The organism is Mycobacterium sp., assembly GCF_035603715.1.
Classification (GTDB): Bacteria; Actinomycetota; Actinomycetes; order Mycobacteriales; family Mycobacteriaceae; genus Mycobacterium.
Map to the genome: position 1 here is coordinate 1 of NZ_DATNJW010000463.1, position 17,332 is coordinate 17,332.

Here is a 17,332-nt window from a genome sequence, read left to right on the forward strand (position 1 = left end):
TACGCACATCTCGACGACACCGAAGCCGCGGTGCTCTCGAGTCCCGCGCGGCCGATCGTACTGTTGCGGCGTCGCCACGACTCGCCGCTGGCCGACGCTGTCGCGCCCGGCAGCCCACTGGTCGGGCTGATGCTGCCGTACTCGCCGATCCATCACCTGCTGCTCGCGCCGGTCCCGGGCGTCGATGCACCGCCACCCCTTGCCTTGGTGCTAACCAGCGCCAACCGCTCAGATGATCCCATCTGCTTCACCGAAGACGATGTCCTACAACGCCTCCCGCCCCTGTGCGATGCGGTGCTCGACCACGACCGGCCGATCCATGTGCCCTGCGACGATTCAGTGGTTCGAGTGGTGGACGGTCGCGAACTGCCGATCCGCCGATCCCGCGGCTATGCGCCGCTGCCCGTCGACCTCGGCCGCGATGGCCCAGCGGTGCTGGCGGTCGGCGGCGAACTGAAGAACACCTTCTGCCTCACCGACGGGTCGCGCGCATACCTGTCCGGGCACATCGGTGACATGGAGACACTGGAGACCCTGCGGGCGTTCGAGCGCGCGGTGGGCCAACTCAGTGAAATCCGGCATGAGCCGGTGCGATTGGCGGCCGACCTGCACCCCGGATATCACACCCGCAGTTGGGCGGAGCGCCGTGCCGGCGATCGACCACTGGATCTGATTCAGCACCACCACGCGCACGTGGTGTCACTGCTGGCCGAGCATGGACGTCTCGGTGAACCGGTGGTCGGTGTTTCGTTCGACGGCACCGGCTACGGCTGCGATCAGACGATCTGGGGCGGCGAGATCCTCAAGCTCGGGCCGGACAGCCACCGGTTCGCCCGGGCCGGCCACCTGTTGCCGGTGCCACTGCCGGGCGGCGATGCGGGCGTGCGCAAACCTTGGCGGATGGCGCTGTCTCAGTTGTGGATGGCCGGTATCGCCTGGGCATCGGATCTGCCCCCGATCGCTGCCGCGACGCCGGCCGAATTACGGCTCACCCGTTCACAACTGGAATCCGGCAGCGGGTGCGTGCCGTGCTCGAGCATGGGCCGGCTGTTCGACGCCGTCGCATCCCTGTTGGGAGTGCGGCAGCGGATCGACTACGAAGGCCAGGCCGCGATCGAGCTCGAGGCGCTCGCCGATTCCATCGGCGACACAGCGGGACCGGAGCTGAGAATGTCGGTGCGCGCCGATGGGGTGATCGACCCCGCCGGCATGCTGCGGGCGATGGTGGCGGCCCTGCGCGCCGGTGTGCACACGGCAGCGCTGGCTGCGGAATTCCATCACGCGGTCGCGGTCGCCGTCGCCGAGGTGGTGCGTAACACCGCCGGACCGGTCCGGTTGGTGGGTCTGACCGGCGGGGTTTTCCAGAATGTGCTGCTGCTGCGAGAGTGCCGACAACGCTTGCAGCAGGCCGGATTCGACGTGCTCACTCATCACACGGTGCCACCCAACGACGGCGGGCTGGCGCTGGGTCAGGCCGCGATTTCGGTGCTGACCGCGCTGGAAGAAGCTGAGTTGCGATGACCACTGCGATCGATCGCGGACTGGGCGCCGAGCTGGCAGCCGATCTGGCCGCGGCCGCCTTCACACTGGCCAAGCGGTTCGCGGCGGGCGCGACGATGTGGTCCATCGCACCGTCGTGTGAGCCGCATGCACTGCACATTGCGGTCGAGTTCGTGCATCCGGTGATCATGGGAAAGCGGGCGCTTCCGGCCGTTGCCCTGACCGGACCGAACCTGGTCGATCTGGTGCGCGTGTCGGTCCGGCCCGGCGACATCGTGATCGGGGTTGGCGCCGCCGCGGACCCCGAGCTGGGTTCGGTGATGCGCCGCAGCCCGGCCTGGGGCGCCAGCACGATCTGGATCGGCAGCGGTGAACGGCCCGAGGCGGGTGCGGCCGATCACGTGCTGTGGCTCGACGACCCCGATCCACGCGTTCCCGCGACAGGCGGCTTCGTGCTGTTCTATCACCTGTTGTGGGAACTCACCCACGTGTGTTTCGAGCACTCGGGTCTGCTCAAACCCGAATGCGCCGAGGGGGTTTGCGTCACGTGCAGCGACGAGGGACGCATGGCCGAAGTGGTGTCGCCGTCGGCTGACGGCATGGCCGCGGTACGCACCGCGCGCGGCGTCGAGAGCGTGGCGACGGCGCTGATCGACCCGGTTGTCGCCGGCGATCTGGTGCTGGTGCACGCCGGCACCGCGATCAGTCGCATAGAAGAGGAGTGGCGCTGATGGATGAAGAGCCCACCAACTTCCTGTATCCGTTCATCGATGCACAGGAGGACGACCCACAATCGCTGCTCGCCGATCTCGCCGCGTCAGCGCAGGCGAAGGCCGCCGAGAGTGTGGCGCTGCGGCGCACCACACTGGAAGCCAACGCCGACCTGCTCGATCAGGCTGCCACCCAGATGGCCCGCCGCTTCGCCGCCGGTGGGCGGCTGTTCACCTTCGGAAACGGCGGCAGCTGCACCGATTCCACCACCCTGGCCGCGTTGTTCGCCCGCCCGCCGGCCGGAAAGCCGCTAGCCGCTTGGTCGTTGACCGCCGATCAGGCGATTGTGACCGCGCTGGGTAACGACGTCGGGTTCGAGCTGGTGTTCGCCCGTCAATTGATCGCCCGCGCAAGGGCCGGTGACATCGCGATCGCGATGTCGACCAGTGGCAATTCGCCCAACCTGCTGGCCGCGCTGGCCGAGGCGCGACAACGTGGTTTGTACACAATCGGTTTCGCCGGATACGACGGCGGCGCATTCACGGACAATCCAAGTGTGGATGCCTGCTTCATCGTTCGCTCGCAGAGCGTTCACCGAATTCAGGAATCGCAAGCGCTGCTGGGCTATCAGCTGTGGTCGGCCACCCAGCGCCGGTTCGATGATCGAGGTTTGGGGGCCGCATGAACAAGCCAGCAGGTGAATACCTGTCGTCGGGGCCGCGGTTCGCCGAGGGCGAGGTGATCGAGCGGATCGAGTCGTTCCGCAGGCGCCGCCCCCGGTTGCTCGACGACTACGTGAACCTGGCGCATGGGGCGGGCGGAAAGGCCTCGGCCGCGCTCGTCGATGCGGTGTTCATGGAGGCGTTCCGCAATCCACTGCTGGAGTCGCTGGGCGACGGCGCGGTTATCACGCTGCCCGGTGGTGAGCGACTGGCGATGTCCACCGATTCATTCGTCGTGCAGCCCAGGCGTTTTCCCGGTGGGTCCATCGGCGAGCTCGCTGTGTACGGCACCTGCAACGACGTCGCGATGTCCGGCGCGGTGCCGTCCTGGATCTCGGCGGCGTTCGTGCTGGAAGAGGGATTTCCGATCGCCGAGCTGAAGGAGATCGTCGCCGACATGGCCGCTGCGGCGGCCGGCGCGGGTGTGCAGATCGTCACCGGCGACACCAAGGTGGTGCCCAAGGGCGCCGCCGACGGCATGTTCGTCACCACCACCGGCGCCGGCGTCGTTCCCGCGGGACGCAAACTTTCGGCCGCGTCGATACGCCCCGGCGACAAGGTGCTCCTGTCGGGTTCGATGGGCGATCACGGCATGGCGGTGATGCTGGCCCGGGGCGACCTGGCCATCGAGGCCGACATTCATTCCGACACGGCGTGTTTGAGCCCGCTGGTGGAACTGCTGATGGCGGCCGCGCCATCCACCCGCTGGCTGCGGGACGCCACCCGGGGCGGGGTCGGCACCGTCTGCAACGAATTGGCTCAGGCCTGCGGCCTCGGAGTGCTGCTCGAAGAGGAACGACTGCCCGTGCGGCCCATGGTGAATGGCGCGTGCGAGCTGCTTGGCATCGATCCGCTGTACGTGGCCAACGAGGGAAAGTTCGTCGCCGTCGTCGCACCCGACGAGACCGACGCCGGGCTGGCCGCGCTGCGCTCGCATCCGCTGGGCGGCGATGCGGCCGAGGTCGGGGAAATCGTCACCGAGCCGGCGGAAAGCGTGGTCTTGCGGACCGGGTTCGGCGGCACCCGGATCGTCGACATGCTCGTCGGCGACCCGCTGCCGCGGATCTGTTGAGGGCTCGAGCCAAAGAAAGGAGTGACCGCTCATGTGTCTGGGAATTCCGGGTCGGATCGTTGAGATCACCGATCCTGCGAACTATTTGGCGAAGGTAGATGTCAGCGGGGTGCAGCGCACGATCAGCGTGCGGCTGCTGGAAAACGACATGCCCGAGCCCGACGACTGGGTGCTGGTCCATGTCGGATTCGCGATGGCCAAGATCGACGAGACCGAGGCGTTACTGACCCTGGCCGCTGTCAAGAAGCTCGGCGAGGCCTACACCACCGAAGTCGAGGCCTTCGACTCGTCGGCGATTGTCTGAGGGAGGCGACGATGAAATTCGTTGACGAATTCCGCGATCCGGCGGCGGCCCGCAAGCTGCTGGCTGCCATCGAACACCTGGCGGGAAGTGGCTCCGACCACTTCAAGTTCATGGAGGTGTGCGGCGGGCACACGCACACCATTTATCGGCACGGCATCGAGCACTTGCTGCCCGACAACGTCGAACTGGTCCACGGCCCGGGGTGCCCGGTCTGCGTCATCCCGATGGGTCGGATTGACGACGCGATGTGGCTGGCCGGCCAACCCGACGTGATCTTCACCTGTTTCGGCGACATGATGCGGGTGCCCGGGTCGGCCGGCAGCCTGCTGGACGCCAAGGCGCGCGGTGCCGATGTCCGGTTCGTCTACTCCCCGCTCGACGCGCTCAAGATCGCTGTCGACAACCCCGATAAACACGTGGTGTTCTTCGCTATTGGCTTCGAGACCACGGCCCCGTCGACCGCTGTGACGCTGGTTCGTGCCCGCGACCTTGGCCTGCGAAACTTCAGCGTGTTCTGCAACCACGTCACGATCGTGCCGCCGATCAAGGCCATCCTGGAATCACCGGACCTGCGGCTGTCCGGCTTCATCGGCCCCGGACATGTCTCGACGGTAGTCGGCAACCGACCGTACCGGTTCGTGCCCGAAGTGTACGGAAAGCCGTTGGTGGTAGCCGGATTTGAGCCGCTGGATATTCTGGCTGCGGTCACCATGCTGCTGCGCCAGATCCGTGAAGGTCGATGCGAGGTGGAGAACCAGTACAAACGCGTGGTGCCCGAGAACGGCAACCCGGCAGCACTGGCGCTGATGGGAACGGTGTTCGCGTTGCGTCCGCACTTCGAATGGCGCGGGCTGGGATTCATCTCGCAGAGCGCGTTGCGGCTGCACGACGACTTCGCGGAGTTCGACGCCGAACTGCGATTCTCGATGCCCGGCGTGCGGGTCGCCGACCCCAAGGCGTGCCAGTGCGGCGAGGTGCTCAAAGGTGTGCTCAAGCCCTGGGAATGCAAGGTTTTCGGTACGGCCTGCACCCCCGAGACGCCGATCGGCACCTGCATGGTGTCACCCGAGGGAGCGTGCGCGGCCTACTACAACTTCGGCCGCATGCATCGCGACGCCGCGAAGCTGGTGGGATCCCCCGGGCGGGCATGACGGTGGCCGCGCTGCCCCCAGCCGACCGTGGGCCGGAGATGTTCGCCCGCTACGCGTATGCCCCTAACGCACTGGGCTTTTGCGGCCCCCCGCTGGGCGCGACGTTGCGCGACGGATCGATCGAGGATGTGCGGCTGGCCGCGACGCAGTTTTCCGGCGCCTGGCCCTACCTGCAAGTGCTCGCGAAGATGACCGGCATCAGCGATCCGCTGGACTACCGGCTTGTCGAGTCGTACTGGCTCGGGGGTGGTATCGGTTCCGGGCTCGACCCCGACGACTTCGTCGACGAGTTGCTCGCCATCATCGGCCCGAAGGCGAGTCGCTATTGGGGGCACCTCACCTCCGATTTGGCGCGCGAGGCGGCCGCCAACCACTGCTTCCACGTATTCGGTGTCTACCCGTGGTCGCGGCTACTGGGCCGCGGACTCGAGCACCCGTTGAATGTGCTGGACAACTGCCGGATCACTTGGGGGACAGTACTTTCCCGCGACGGCGACGACGTTGAGGTGTCCTGTTGCCGGCTGACGTGGGACGGACATGCGCTGAACCTGTCCGAGCCGTCGGCGCGCCGACTCGACGTGTGGGCCGACGGGTACAGCGCGATGCCCGACGTGGCGGCCGGCGACGAGGTTGCGATCCACTGGGATCGGCTATGCGGCCGGTTGCGATCCGACCAGATCCAGGCGCTGGCCGACAGCACCACCCGTCAGCTCCAGACAACGAATCAGCGACTGGCGCACGTCTAGCGTGCTGGCCGGCAGGCGTCCTCCGGTCCGTCCCCCTGACACTGCGGGCACAGTCCGTGCAGGGTGAGGCCGGCACGCTCGGACAGCGTGAACGAACTGCCGGCCATTGCATGTTGCAGCGCAGAGGCCAGTCGTCCAGCGGGCACTTCGATGATCGAGCCACAGCGCGTGCACACCGCGTGATGATGCGGGTCGGCTGCCAGACCGTAGGTGGTCACCCCGCCCTCCAGCGTCAGCGCGTGCAACACGCCCTGGTCGACCAGGGTGATCACGGTGCGGTAGATCGTCGCCAGGTCCGGTGGCTGGTCTTCGGCCGGCAGGCACTCGTGCAGCCGCTGATCGATCTCGGCTACCGACAGATGACCGTGGACCGGCTCCAGCACTGCCAAGACGGCGATCCGGGACGCCATTCGGCGCAGCCCATGAGCGCGCAGCAGCTCGCCGATCCGCTCGATGACGGCCGGATCCAAAGCCGAAGGCCTGGCCACTCGTCCAGTATCACGCAGCCGATCGTCGAATCGCACCCAATGACCGGATCGGGCGCTGTCAGACTGTCGTCGTGCCCGATTTGTCCCGAGGTTCGATCTGCGATGTGCTGCCCACCGCGGCTGCGTTGCTTTCCGTCGACGGGGCGGTGGACGCGCTCGGGGTGACCGCGCGGATCGGCGATGTGCGACGCGTTGTGGTCGTTCTCGTCGACGGGATGGGCTGGCACCTGCTGCCGGAATTGGCCGCCGACGCACCGCTGCTGGCGTCGGTGCTGGCCGGTCACGCCGGCCAGCTTGACGAGCTCGCCTGCACCTTCCCCTCCACCACACCGACCAGCCTGGCGTCGCTGGCCACCGGGGTCGCGCCGGGCCGCCACGGGATTCTTGGTTTCACCGTCAACATCCCCGATACCGACCGGGTACTCAACCACATCTATTGGCGCGATGATCCGCCGGCCGGCCAATGGCAGCCCGTCCCAACATGGTTCGAACGGCTGCATTGCGCCGGCGTCGGCGCTCGTGCTGTGCTGCCCGCGGCATTTCTCGGCAGCGGCCTCACCGAGGCGACATACCGCGGTGCCCAATTCGTGCCGGCGACCCACGACGACGATTACGCCCAGCTCGTGGTCGACCAGCTACGGGGCGCACCCGGTTTGGTCTACGCGTACACCGCCGCGCTCGACACCGCGGCGCACCTGTTCGGTGTCGGCTCACCCGAGTGGCACGCCGCCGGGGCCTACGTGGACGCGCTGCTCACCCGGTTGGTCGAGGCGTTGCCGCCCGATGGCGCACTGCTGATCACCGCTGACCACGGCGGGTTGAACGTGCCGCAAGACCGGCGGATCGACCTTGACGCCGATGTGCGGTTGAGTGCAGGGGTGCGAGTCGTCGCCGGCGACCCGCGGGTGCGCTACCTGCACACCGAGCCGGGCGCGGCTTCCGACGTGATCGCGGCCTGGAGCGAGCTGTTGGCTGGGCGGGCCGACGTGCGCAGCCGCGACGACGCCGTCGCGGCTGGGCTTTTCGGACCCGTATTACCCGATCACCTGCCGCGGATCGGCGACGTCGTCGTCAGCTGTCTTGGTGACACGGCGGTCCTCGCCAGCGCCCACGAGCCGCCGGAAGCGGCTCAGCTCATCGGCTTCCATGGCGCTAGCGACCCGGTCGAGATGGCTATCCCGCTGATCACCTTCCAGGGCTGACCGGAGCGAAGCACCGTACCCGATTCTCCGGATTGCCACCTGCAAAATACTCGCAGAATTCCTGCGAATCATCTGCAAGACGCCCACCGGAGGTTTAGCGTGAATAGAGGCCGGGGTTCATATCCAGATGGGACGCGACATGGCCGCTGACACACTCAGCAGGCAATCCTCGTCGCGCTCTCGGCTACGCAAGGCTTTGACTCCCGACGAGTGGCTGCGCCTGGGATCGATGTTCGGGATCATTATCGCGCTACATGTGATCGGTTGGGGCACACTACTACTCGTCGTCGAGCCGGCGCATTTGAGCATCGGGGACAAGGCGTTCGGCATCGGCATCGGCCTGACCGCCTACACGCTGGGGCTACGCCATGCATTCGACGCCGATCACATCGCCGCGATCGACAACACCACCCGCAAGCTGATGAACGACGGACGGCGGCCCCTCAGTGTCGGCTTCTTCTTCTCCCTCGGTCACTCGTCGGTGGTGTTCGGGCTGGCACTGCTCATCGCATTCGGGCTCAAGGCGGTAATCGGGCCCGTCGAGCAGGACTCTTCGGCCCTGCATCACTACACCAGCCTGATCGGCACCAGCGTCTCGGGCGTGTTCTTGTACCTGATCGCCATCATCAACGTGGTGATCCTGGTGGGCATCCTGCGCGTGTTCGTGCAGATGCGGCGCGGCCGCTACGACGAAGACGAGCTCGAGACGCAGCTGAACAATCGCGGACTGCTCAATCGGCTGCTCGGCCGCTTCACCAAATCGGTTAGCGCGTCGTGGCATATGTATCCGATCGGGGTGCTGTTCGGCCTGGGCTTTGACACCGCGACCGAAGTCGCGCTGCTGGTACTGGCCGGAACCAGCGCCGCGGCCGGACTGCCGTGGTACGCCATCTTGTGCCTGCCGGTGTTGTTCACCGCGGGCATGTGTCTGCTGGACACCATCGACGGCTCGTTCATGAATTTCGCCTACGGCTGGGCCTTTTCGAATCCGGTGCGCAAGGTCTACTACAACATCACCATCACCGGCCTGTCGGTGGTCGTCGCGCTGCTCATCGGCACCGTCGAATTACTCGGACTGCTGGCCGAACAGTTCGGCTGGACCAGTGGATTCTGGAGCTGGCTGGGCGGCATCGATCTCAACGCAATTGGTTTTCTCATCGTCGGCCTGTTCGTGGTCACGTGGGCCGGCGCCTTGCTGATCTGGCGCTACGGGCGCATCGAGGAGAAGTGGACGGTGCAGGCCGAACGCGTCGGCTGAGACGCGTCGACGACAAGTCGACTTGGGTTCATCCCAGGTCGCGATCACCACCGCGCCCGGCCGGGGTGTGGAACCCAAGATCGTTACAGCCCTGAGCTGAGCCGGTGGCTCTCGCCGCCGACACACATCGATGACCGCAGATTTCCATCCGGTCGCCGGTGCGGTGTTTGCTGTCCGCAATCAGCCTGCACCGCAATATTTTTCGCGCATGTCCACGCCGCGGGCTTGCGCTGTCGTCGTGCGCCCTGATTCAGAGGAGAAACCCATGTCGTTCGTATCCATCGTACCGGAGCTTTTATCCACCGCAGCGGAAAACCTTCAATCCGTCGGCTTGAGACTTCAAGCGCAGAATACCGCAGCGGTGGCACCGACCACCGGCCTGATTCCGGCCGCCTCCGACGAGGTATCTGCCTTGACAGCAATGCAATTCACCGCGCATGCACACGCTTACCAAGCGGTGAGCGCGCAAGCCGCGGCGATTCACCAGATGTTCGTGACGATGTTGGCGGCCGGCGCCGACTCGTATGCCACCACCGAGGCCGCCAACGCGGTTGCTGCCGGATAAGGGGATTTGCAATGGATTTCGCAACATTACCGCCAGAAGTCAACTCCGGGCTGATGTATACCGGTCCAGGTTCCGGACCGATGATCGCGGCGGCCGCGTCGTGGGACAACCTGGCGACCGAGGTGTCCTCGGCCGCAGGCGATTACGGGTCGGCGATCTCCGGCCTCACCAGCGGTCCGTGGCGAGGCCCGGCCTCGGCGGCCATGGCGGCCGCCGCCGCGCCATACGTGTCCTGGATGAATGCCACCGCCGCGCAAGCCGAACAGGCCGCCGACCAGGCCAAAGCGGCGGCCAGTGCATACGAGGCCGCATTCAGCGCGACGGTTGCGCCGCCGGTCATCGCGGCCAACCGCGCATTGTTGGCATCGTTGGTCGCCACCAACATTCTCGGCCAGAACACTCCGGCGATCGCGACGACCGAAGCTCACTACGCCGAGATGTGGGCCCAAGACGCCGCGGCCATGTACGGGTACGCCGGATCCTCGTCAGCCGCATCGACGTTGACGCCGTTCCTCGAACCGCCGGCGACCACCACGGTCGGCCAGGCGACCGCCACGGGAACCTCGTCGTCGCTGTCACAGCTGGTGACTTCGGTCCCCGCAGCACTGCAAGGGCTCGCCTCGCCCGCGACGTCGTCGGGTTCGGGTCTCAACAGCATCATGAACTGGCTCGGACTGGATGGAGCGAACTTCAGCACCCCATCCGGAATCCTGAATTTCCTTGCCGGAACCGATGGGTCCCCCTTAGGCGCCTTCTTGAATGACAACGGCCTCAATACGCTCTTCTCGTCTGGTTTCTACATGCCGGGCAACTTCCTGGGCACCATGACGGATTTCATTGGGCTCGGAGGTAGCGGTGCGGCCTCGGAGGCGGCCGGGGCTGCCGGTGCGGCTTCGGAAGCCGCCGGGGATGCCGCCGCGGGAGCGGCCGCGGCCGGCGGAGTCGGCAGCGCGCTGGCGGCCCCAGCCGTGGGAGTCGGCGAATTGGGCGGTGCCGGTGCGGTGTCAGCCGCGGTGGGCCAGGGTACGGCGATCGGAGCGCTGGCCGTGCCGCCCGGCTGGAGTACGGCCGTCCCAACGCTAAGTCCGCCGGCCCCAATCCTCGGGGGCGCCCCGCTCGGGGCTTCCGCGGGCGCCACGGCCGGCGTCCCCGGGGTTCCGTTCTTCAATCAGGTCGCAAACGGCATCCACGATTCCGCGCCCAAATACGGGTTCCGACCGATGGTGGTGGTACACCCTCCGGCCGCCGGATAGCCGGTCTGACTACAGCGGGGTGGTGTAGGCGGCGCTGATGCCGCCGTCGACCAGATATGTCGCCGCAGTGATGAACGATGCGTCATCGCTGGCCAAAAACGCGACGACAGCCGCAATTTCGTCGGCTTCACCGAACCGCCCCATCGGCACGTGCACCATCCGCCGGGCCGCGCGTTCGGGGTCCTTGGCGAAAAGCTCTTGCAGCAGTGGAGTGTTCACCGGCCCAGGGCACAGCGCGTTGACCCGAATGCCCTGCCGGGCGAACTGCACACCGAGTTCGCGCGACATCGCCAACACCCCGCCTTTGGACGCGGTGTAGGAAATCTGCGACGTGGCCGATCCCATCACCGCGACGAATGAGGCGATGTTGACGATCGACCCGCGCCCTGCCGGCGCCATGTGCCGCAGCACAGCCCGGCAGCACAGGTACACCGATTTCAGGTTGACGTCTTGCACCTTCTGCCACGCCGGTAGCTCGGTGTTCTCGATCAGATCGTCATCCGGTGGCGAGATGCCGGCGTTGTTGACCGCGATGTCGATCGAGCCGTATCGGTCGACCGCGGTGTCGTAGAGCCCGTTGACCGAGGCTTCATCCGAAACATCAACCGGCACAAAGAGTCCGCCCAGTTCGTCAGCCGCCGCGGTACCGGTCCGCTCGTCGATGTCGCCGATGACCACGGTGGCCCCTTCGGCGTGAAGACGTCGCGCCGACGCCAGCCCGATGCCGCTGCCGCCGCCGGTCACCACCGCGATCTTGCCGCCCAGCCGTCGACTCAGGTCCAGACTCATGAACTCACCCGTCCGCTCGCGTACGCCTGTGCTGCCTCGACGATCGCCGAGAACAGCCGCAGGTCGTCCAGACTTTCCTCCGGATGCCACTGCACTGCGAGCGCAAAGCTCTGCCCAGGCAGCTCCAGTGCCTCGATCACACCATCGGCATCCCAGCCGCTGACCACCAGGCCCTCGCCGAGATCGGCGATGGATTGGTGGTGATAGCACCGCGCGTCAACGGATTCGCCGACCAACGCAGCCAGCCGCGTGCCGGCCACGGTGCGCACCGGCAGCGTACTGAATTCGGCGTTGCCGGCCCGGTGTCCGCTGTGGCCGATGACATCGGGCAGGTGCTGATGCAGAGTTCCGCCCAGTGCGACGTTGAGCACCTGTGCGCCGCGGCAGATGCCCAGCACCGGAAGCTGCCGCTCGAGCGCGGCGTGCAACAGCCCGAACTCCCAGGCGTCGCGCTGCCCTCCAGGTTGGTCTGTGCTCGGATGGGGCTCCTGACCGTAGGCCGCGGGATCGATGTCCTTGCCACCGGTGATCAACAGCCCGTCCAGGCCATCGAGAACACGGTCGGCGATCTCGGCATCCACCGGCTGCGGCGGCAGCAGCACGGCCACCCCGCCGGCCGCGGTGACACCTTGAAAGTAGACGGCCGGAAGGAAACTGGCGGGCACGTCCCAGACGCCCAATTGCGCTCGGTTCAGGTAGGTGGTCAGACCGATGACCGGAGGCTTGTCAGAACCGCTCAAACCCGCGAACCCTCTCCCAATCCGTGACTGCCGCATTGAACGCGTCCACCTCGACGCGTGCGTAGTTGACGTAATGGCTGACCACTGCATCGCCGAACGCCTCTCGGGCGATCGCCGACGCATCGAACAGCGTCGCCGCTTCGGCCAGCGTACCGGGCAGACGCTCGACGCCGGGGGCCTCGTACGCATTGCCGGAGCACGGTTCCGGCAACTCCAGGCCGTTTTCGATACCGTGCAGTCCGCCGGCGATGAGCGCCGCGACGGCCAGGTACTGATTGACGTCACCGCCGGGCACCCGGCATTCCACCCGCAAGTTGTCGCCGTGACCGACGACACGCAATGCGCAGGTCCGGTTGTCCAAGCCCCACGCCACCACGGTGGGCGCGAAGCTGCGATCGGCGAACCGCTTGTAGGAGTTGATGTTCGGCGCATACTGCAGTGTCATCTCCCGCAACGTGGCCAACTGGCCCGCGATAAAGCTGCGGAACATCGGCGAAATACCGAACGGTTGACCGTCCTCGGCGGCCACCGCGGATCCGTCTGCCGACCTCAGCGACATATGAATGTGGCAGCTGTTGCCTTCGCGCTCATCATATTTCGCCATGAACGTCAGCGATTTGCCGTGCTGGTCGGCGATTTCCTTCGCGCCGTTCTTGTAGACGCCGTGGTTGTCACAGCTGACCAACGCCTCGTCGTAGCGGAACCCAAGCTCTTGCTGCCCCTTGTTGCACTCCCCCTTGACGGCCTCCCAGTGCAGTCCCGCGCCCTGCATGTGCTGGCGGATATCTCGCAACAGCGGCTCGAGGCGGCTCGAGGGCATCACCGCGTAGTCCAGGTTGTAGTCGCTGGCCGGTGTCAGCTCGCGATATTCGCTCGCCCAGGCCTGGCGGTAGGTGTTTTCGAAGACTATGAACTCCAGTTCGGTGGCCACGTAGGCCCGCAGACCGCGCTGGTTCAACCGGTCAAGCTGGCGGCGCAAGACCTGGCGCGGCGAGGGTTCGATGGGGCTTCCGTCGTGCTTCATCAGATCGGCGAGCACCAGCGCCGTGCCTGGCAGCCACGGCGCGCGCCGCAGCGTGGACAGGTCTGGCCGCATCACCATGTCGCCGTATCCGGAATTCCAGCCCGACATGGCGTATCCCTCGACCGTGTTCATCTCGACATCGACCGCGAACAGATAGTTGCAGGCCTCGGCGCCGGACTCGGCCACCTCGTCGATGAAGAACCGCGCCGACACCCGCTTGCCCATTAGCCGGCCCAGCATGTCGCTGAACGCGACGATGACCGTGTCGACTTCACCGGCGGCGACGAGTCGCTCGAGTTCGTCGCGCGACAAGCTCGGCTCGGTCACCAGGTGCTGGTGCGTAGGACGATCTCGGCGGCCAGTTGCGCCGTCGACTCGTGCGCATTGCGCCGTCCGAGTAACTCCACCACCCGGTAATCGCCGTAGACGAACCGCTGGCTAGCCTGCGCCACGGAGTGAGCCGCGGAGTTGCTGACCAGCGCGGTTGTGTTGATCTCGACAGGTGGGCAGTGTTCGTCGCGAACCACACCGGCAGGGTCGGCGACCCGCGGGTGACCACGATCGATGACTACCAGGCCGGTGAACCGGTCCAGCCTCGTCGCGGCCAGCTCCCACGCCAGTTCGGCGCCGTCGCGGTCGCCGACCAGCACGCCCCAACTGACGTCGAGCACGTCGAGGATGCCGACCACCGACTTCGGCGTCAGGCGTGGATCCGGGCCCACGACAATCGTGCGCAGCGACGCCGTGTGCAGGCGCTCGCACACCGCCTCATACGCGGTGAGTGCCCGCTCGGCCGCACACAAGAGCACCACGACGGAGCCCTTCTCCGGACCGGTGTCGCAGACCTGGATGGGAAACCCGTCGACGGTAGTCATCATCGTCGAAGGCACCACAGCAAATTACAGTCAATTGCCCCGCGCGCGGGCCATTTTCGTGCGGTTCGTTAGCTGTGTGGCTATTGGAAATGTTCTGGCAACATCGAGCTGACGACCGACAACCGCCGTGGTCAGCGCAGCGCGGAAACGATCGTCGGACGCGGTGGCGGCCCGCTGTCGAGCAGTCCGGCGATGGCATCGACATCGAGGTGGGCATCGAGCAGATCGGCCATCAGATCGAGCTGAGCATCCCGTCGCGCAGCCACATTCACGTCGTCGGCAGCGACGAATCCGTCCCGGCCCGCTGCCGCCGCGGCGAGGGTCAACCATTGCCTTCGGAAGTCGTCGTTGTCGAACAGGCCGTGCCAATGCGTCCCGAATATCTGGCCGCGCTGATACCCCTCCGGGGACCCGTCCACCTCGAACCAGGTGGCCTCCGAGCAGCGGGCCACCCGCCCGTTGTGGATCTCGTAGCCATGCAGCGATCCCTGCCGGCGGCGCAGCACCTTGTCGGATGCGAACACGATGTCGGCGTCCAGCATCCCCATCGCCTCGACCCGGCCCAACCGGCTTTCGACCGTGTCGTCGATCGACCGACACAGCATCTGGAAGCCACCGCAAATGCCCAGCACGGACCGACCCGAGGCGGCATGCGCGCGAATGGCCTGGTCCAGGCCGCGCTCCCGCATCCAGCCCAAATCGGCAACGGTGGATTTGGTGCCCGGCACCACGACCACGTCGGTGTCGGCCAAGTCGGCGGGTTCCCGGACCCAGCGCACCAGCACGCCGGGTTCGCAGGCCAGCGCCTCGACGTCGGTGGAGTTGGAGATCCGGGGCAACCGCAGCACCGCGATCCGAAGCCACTGGTCACCGCGAGGTGGTTTGGGTGTGCCCAGTACGCGGTGCGCCAACACCGGGACCGCGTCCTCGGTGTCGAGCCACAGATCGTCGGTGTAGGGCAGCACTCCGTAGGTGGGACGGCCGCTGAGTTCGGCGAGTTGGCGCAGCCCGGGTTCCAGCAGCGAGACGTCGCCGCGGAACTTGTTCACGATGAATCCGGCGATCAGCGCCTGATCGGCGGGGTCGAGCACGGCCACCGTCCCGAACAGGTGCGCGAGCAGCCCGCCGCGATCGATGTCACCGACAATGACCGCCGGCAGATTCGCGGCGCGGGCCAGACCCAAGTTCACCAAGTCCGTTGCACGTAAGTTGATTTCAGCCGGCGAACCGGCGCCCTCGCAGATCACCGCGTCGAACTCGGTTCGTAATTGCGCTAATTCGTCTTGCACGACAGCCGAGAGTTTGTTGCGATCCGACCAGTACTCGGCGGCGGTGGCCACCCCCGCGACCTGTCCCTTGATCACCAGCTGCGAGGTCATATCGCTGCCGGGTTTGAGCAGAATCGGGTTGAACCGCACGCTGGGCGCCAGGCCGGCCGCGCGGGCCTGCATCGCCTGGGCGCGGCCGATCTCGCCGCCCTCGATGGTCACCGCGGAGTTGTTCGACATGTTCTGCGCCTTGAACGGCGCAACGCGAATTCCTTTGCGCACCAGCAACCGGCAGAGCCCTGCGACCACCATCGATTTGCCCGCGTCGGATGTGGTGCCTGCCACCAGCAGCGCGCCGCTCACGGGCGGGTTGTCACGGCAGGGTGAGGATTTCCGCGCCGGAGTCGGTGACCAGCAAGGTGTGCTCGAATTGGGCGGTCCACTTACGGTCTTTGGTGACCACCGTCCAGTCGTCGTCCCAGATTTCGTAGTCCAGCGCCCCGAGGTTGATCATCGGTTCGATGGTGAACGTCATTCCCGGTTCGAGGATGGTGGTGACGGCAGGCTGGTCGTAGTGCAGCACGACCAGCCCGTTATGGAAGGTGGTACCGATGCCGTGACCGGTGAAGTCGCGAACCACGTTGTAGCCGAACCGGTTTGCGTACGACTCGATGACACGGCCGACCACCGACAGCGCACGGCCCGGCTTGACGGCTTTGATCGCCCGCATCGTCGCTTCGTGGGTCCGCTCGACGAGCAGGCGATGCTCCTCGGAGACGTCGCCGGCCAGGAAGGTCGCGTTGGTGTCGCCGTGCACGCCGTCGATGTAGGCGGTGACATCGATGTTGACGATGTCGCCGTCTTCGATCACGGTCGAGTCGGGGATGCCGTGGCAGATGATTTCGTTCAGCGACGTGCAGCACGACTTGGGATAACCCTTGTAGCCCAACGTCGATGGATAGGCGCCGTGGTCGACCATGTAGTCGTGCGCGATGCGGTCCAGCGCATCGGTCGTCACACCCGGCGCGACGGCCTTGCCCGCCTCCGCGAGCGCACTGGCCGCGATCTGCCCGGCAACCCGCATCTTCTCGATCACCTCGGGCGTCTGCACCCACGGCTCGGTGCCCTCCCGCGCCGTCGGCTTGCCGACGTATTCCGGCCGTGGGATCGACTTGGGCACCGGCAGCGTCGGCGAGACCACGCCGGCCGACAGTGCAGAACGAACAGGCATGGTGTCAGGGTATCCGTATCCGGCGGGATCAGGCGCGGCCGCGGCGGCGCACGAGCGAGCGGCGCGGGCCCTTGACCTTGACCGAGCCGCACACCACCCGGCCGGTCAACACCACGTGCGGGGTGCCCTCAGCCGGTGCGATCTTGCGCCGGTCGCTGGCGCTGCCGCCGTAGACCTCGACGTCGTCGATCGATGCGCTCGCGCCGTCGGGCAATCGAATCTCGACCGAGCCGAACCGCATGTCGAGTTCGATGACGACCACCGGCCCGGCGAACCTGGCCTTGACCAGATCCAGCTCGACCGAGCCCATCCGGCGCACCAATGCCAGCCGGGTGGGCACCGTCCACTCTCCGTGACGCTTGAGTGAACCGGCCCAGCCGCGCAACTCGACCCGGTCAGCCGCGGAGGTGACGATCGCCCCCGGCCCGGGCAG

The 17,332-nt window shown here is 66.5% G+C and carries 19 protein-coding genes; 11 read left to right on the forward strand and 8 right to left on the reverse strand.

Annotated features, from left to right (window positions below; translation table 11 throughout):
* From VN856_RS19105 to VN856_RS19135, 7 genes are all read left to right on the forward strand, one after another.
* The coding region (locus VN856_RS19105) for a Sua5/YciO/YrdC/YwlC family protein (protein ID WP_325691844.1) at positions 1-1,521 on the forward strand (1,521 nt) is incomplete at its 5' end.
* Positions 1,518-2,231, forward strand: a complete 714-nt coding sequence (locus tag VN856_RS19110) for a HypC/HybG/HupF family hydrogenase formation chaperone (RefSeq protein ID WP_325691846.1) — start codon at positions 1,518-1,520, stop codon at positions 2,229-2,231. The genes VN856_RS19105 and VN856_RS19110, both read left to right, overlap by 4 nt.
* Entirely contained in the window at positions 2,231-2,896 is a 666-nt protein-coding gene (locus VN856_RS19115; protein ID WP_325691848.1) for an SIS domain-containing protein, read from the forward strand. Before VN856_RS19110 ends, VN856_RS19115 begins: the two co-directional genes overlap by 1 nt.
* A complete protein-coding gene (hypE, locus tag VN856_RS19120) occupies positions 2,893-4,005 on the forward strand; it encodes a hydrogenase expression/formation protein HypE (RefSeq protein ID WP_325691850.1) in 1,113 nt (370 codons plus the stop codon). The genes VN856_RS19115 and hypE overlap by 4 nt, the downstream gene beginning before the upstream one ends.
* A 31-nt stretch (positions 4,006-4,036) precedes the next feature.
* Positions 4,037-4,309: a HypC/HybG/HupF family hydrogenase formation chaperone gene (locus VN856_RS19125; RefSeq protein WP_325691852.1), complete on the forward strand. Its 273-nt coding sequence runs from the start codon at positions 4,037-4,039 to the stop codon at positions 4,307-4,309.
* A gap of 11 nt (positions 4,310-4,320) precedes the next feature.
* A complete protein-coding gene (gene hypD / locus VN856_RS19130; RefSeq protein WP_325691854.1) occupies positions 4,321-5,460 on the forward strand; it encodes a hydrogenase formation protein HypD in 1,140 nt (379 codons plus the stop codon).
* Complete coding sequence (locus VN856_RS19135; RefSeq protein ID WP_325691856.1) at positions 5,457-6,206, forward strand: DUF6390 family protein; 750 nt, start codon at positions 5,457-5,459, stop codon at positions 6,204-6,206. Before hypD ends, VN856_RS19135 begins: the two co-directional genes overlap by 4 nt.
* On the opposite strand, the gene VN856_RS19140 is transcribed toward VN856_RS19135, so the two are convergent.
* Positions 6,203-6,694, reverse strand: a complete 492-nt coding sequence (locus VN856_RS19140) for a Fur family transcriptional regulator (RefSeq protein WP_325691858.1) — start codon at positions 6,692-6,694, stop codon at positions 6,203-6,205. The genes VN856_RS19135 and VN856_RS19140 overlap by 4 nt on opposite strands.
* Before the next feature lie 71 nt (positions 6,695-6,765).
* Here VN856_RS19140 and VN856_RS19145 point away from each other — a divergent pair, with 71 nt between their 5' ends.
* The 4 genes from VN856_RS19145 (at position 6,766) to VN856_RS19160 (ending at position 10,972) form a co-directional block, all read left to right on the forward strand.
* On the forward strand, positions 6,766-7,896 hold the full coding sequence (locus VN856_RS19145; RefSeq protein ID WP_325691860.1) for an alkaline phosphatase family protein: 1,131 nt from the start codon (positions 6,766-6,768) through the stop codon (positions 7,894-7,896).
* 139 nt (positions 7,897-8,035) lie between these two features.
* Positions 8,036-9,154, forward strand: a complete 1,119-nt coding sequence (locus VN856_RS19150; protein ID WP_325691862.1) for a HoxN/HupN/NixA family nickel/cobalt transporter — start codon at positions 8,036-8,038, stop codon at positions 9,152-9,154.
* Positions 9,155-9,419: 265 nt separating this feature from the next.
* The gene (locus VN856_RS19155) at positions 9,420-9,719 is read left to right on the forward strand and encodes a PE family protein (RefSeq protein WP_325691877.1); all 300 of its coding nucleotides are present in this window, start codon (positions 9,420-9,422) and stop codon (positions 9,717-9,719) included.
* A gap of 11 nt (positions 9,720-9,730) precedes the next feature.
* The gene (locus VN856_RS19160) at positions 9,731-10,972 is read left to right on the forward strand and encodes a PPE family protein (RefSeq protein ID WP_325691864.1); all 1,242 of its coding nucleotides are present in this window, start codon (positions 9,731-9,733) and stop codon (positions 10,970-10,972) included.
* Between the two features lie 9 nt (positions 10,973-10,981).
* Here VN856_RS19160 and VN856_RS19165 read toward each other — a convergent pair whose 3' ends face one another.
* The 7 genes from VN856_RS19165 to VN856_RS19195 form a co-directional block, all read right to left on the reverse strand.
* Positions 10,982-11,761 carry a 3-oxoacyl-ACP reductase gene (locus VN856_RS19165; protein ID WP_325691866.1) on the reverse strand — a complete coding sequence of 260 codons (780 nt, stop codon included), beginning with the start codon at positions 11,759-11,761 and terminating at the stop codon, positions 10,982-10,984.
* Positions 11,758-12,537 carry a gamma-glutamyl-gamma-aminobutyrate hydrolase family protein gene (locus VN856_RS19170; protein WP_325691868.1) on the reverse strand — a complete coding sequence of 260 codons (780 nt, stop codon included), beginning with the start codon at positions 12,535-12,537 and terminating at the stop codon, positions 11,758-11,760. The genes VN856_RS19165 and VN856_RS19170 overlap by 4 nt, the downstream gene beginning before the upstream one ends.
* The gene (locus tag VN856_RS19175; protein WP_325691869.1) at positions 12,488-13,852 is read right to left on the reverse strand and encodes a glutamine synthetase family protein; all 1,365 of its coding nucleotides are present in this window, start codon (positions 13,850-13,852) and stop codon (positions 12,488-12,490) included. Before VN856_RS19175 ends, VN856_RS19170 begins: the two co-directional genes overlap by 50 nt.
* Positions 13,849-14,400, reverse strand: coding sequence for an alpha/beta hydrolase (locus VN856_RS19180; protein ID WP_325691879.1), 552 nt, complete (start codon positions 14,398-14,400; stop codon positions 13,849-13,851). Before VN856_RS19180 ends, VN856_RS19175 begins: the two co-directional genes overlap by 4 nt.
* A gap of 131 nt (positions 14,401-14,531) precedes the next feature.
* On the reverse strand, positions 14,532-16,031 hold the full coding sequence (locus VN856_RS19185) for a cobyric acid synthase (RefSeq protein WP_325691871.1): 1,500 nt from the start codon (positions 16,029-16,031) through the stop codon (positions 14,532-14,534).
* A gap of 10 nt (positions 16,032-16,041) precedes the next feature.
* Complete coding sequence (gene map / locus VN856_RS19190) at positions 16,042-16,899, reverse strand: type I methionyl aminopeptidase (protein WP_325691873.1); 858 nt, start codon at positions 16,897-16,899, stop codon at positions 16,042-16,044.
* Positions 16,900-16,927: 28 nt separating this feature from the next.
* Positions 16,928-17,332 (reverse strand): hypothetical protein (locus tag VN856_RS19195; RefSeq protein WP_325691875.1); only part of this gene is annotated, 405 nt, incomplete at its 5' end.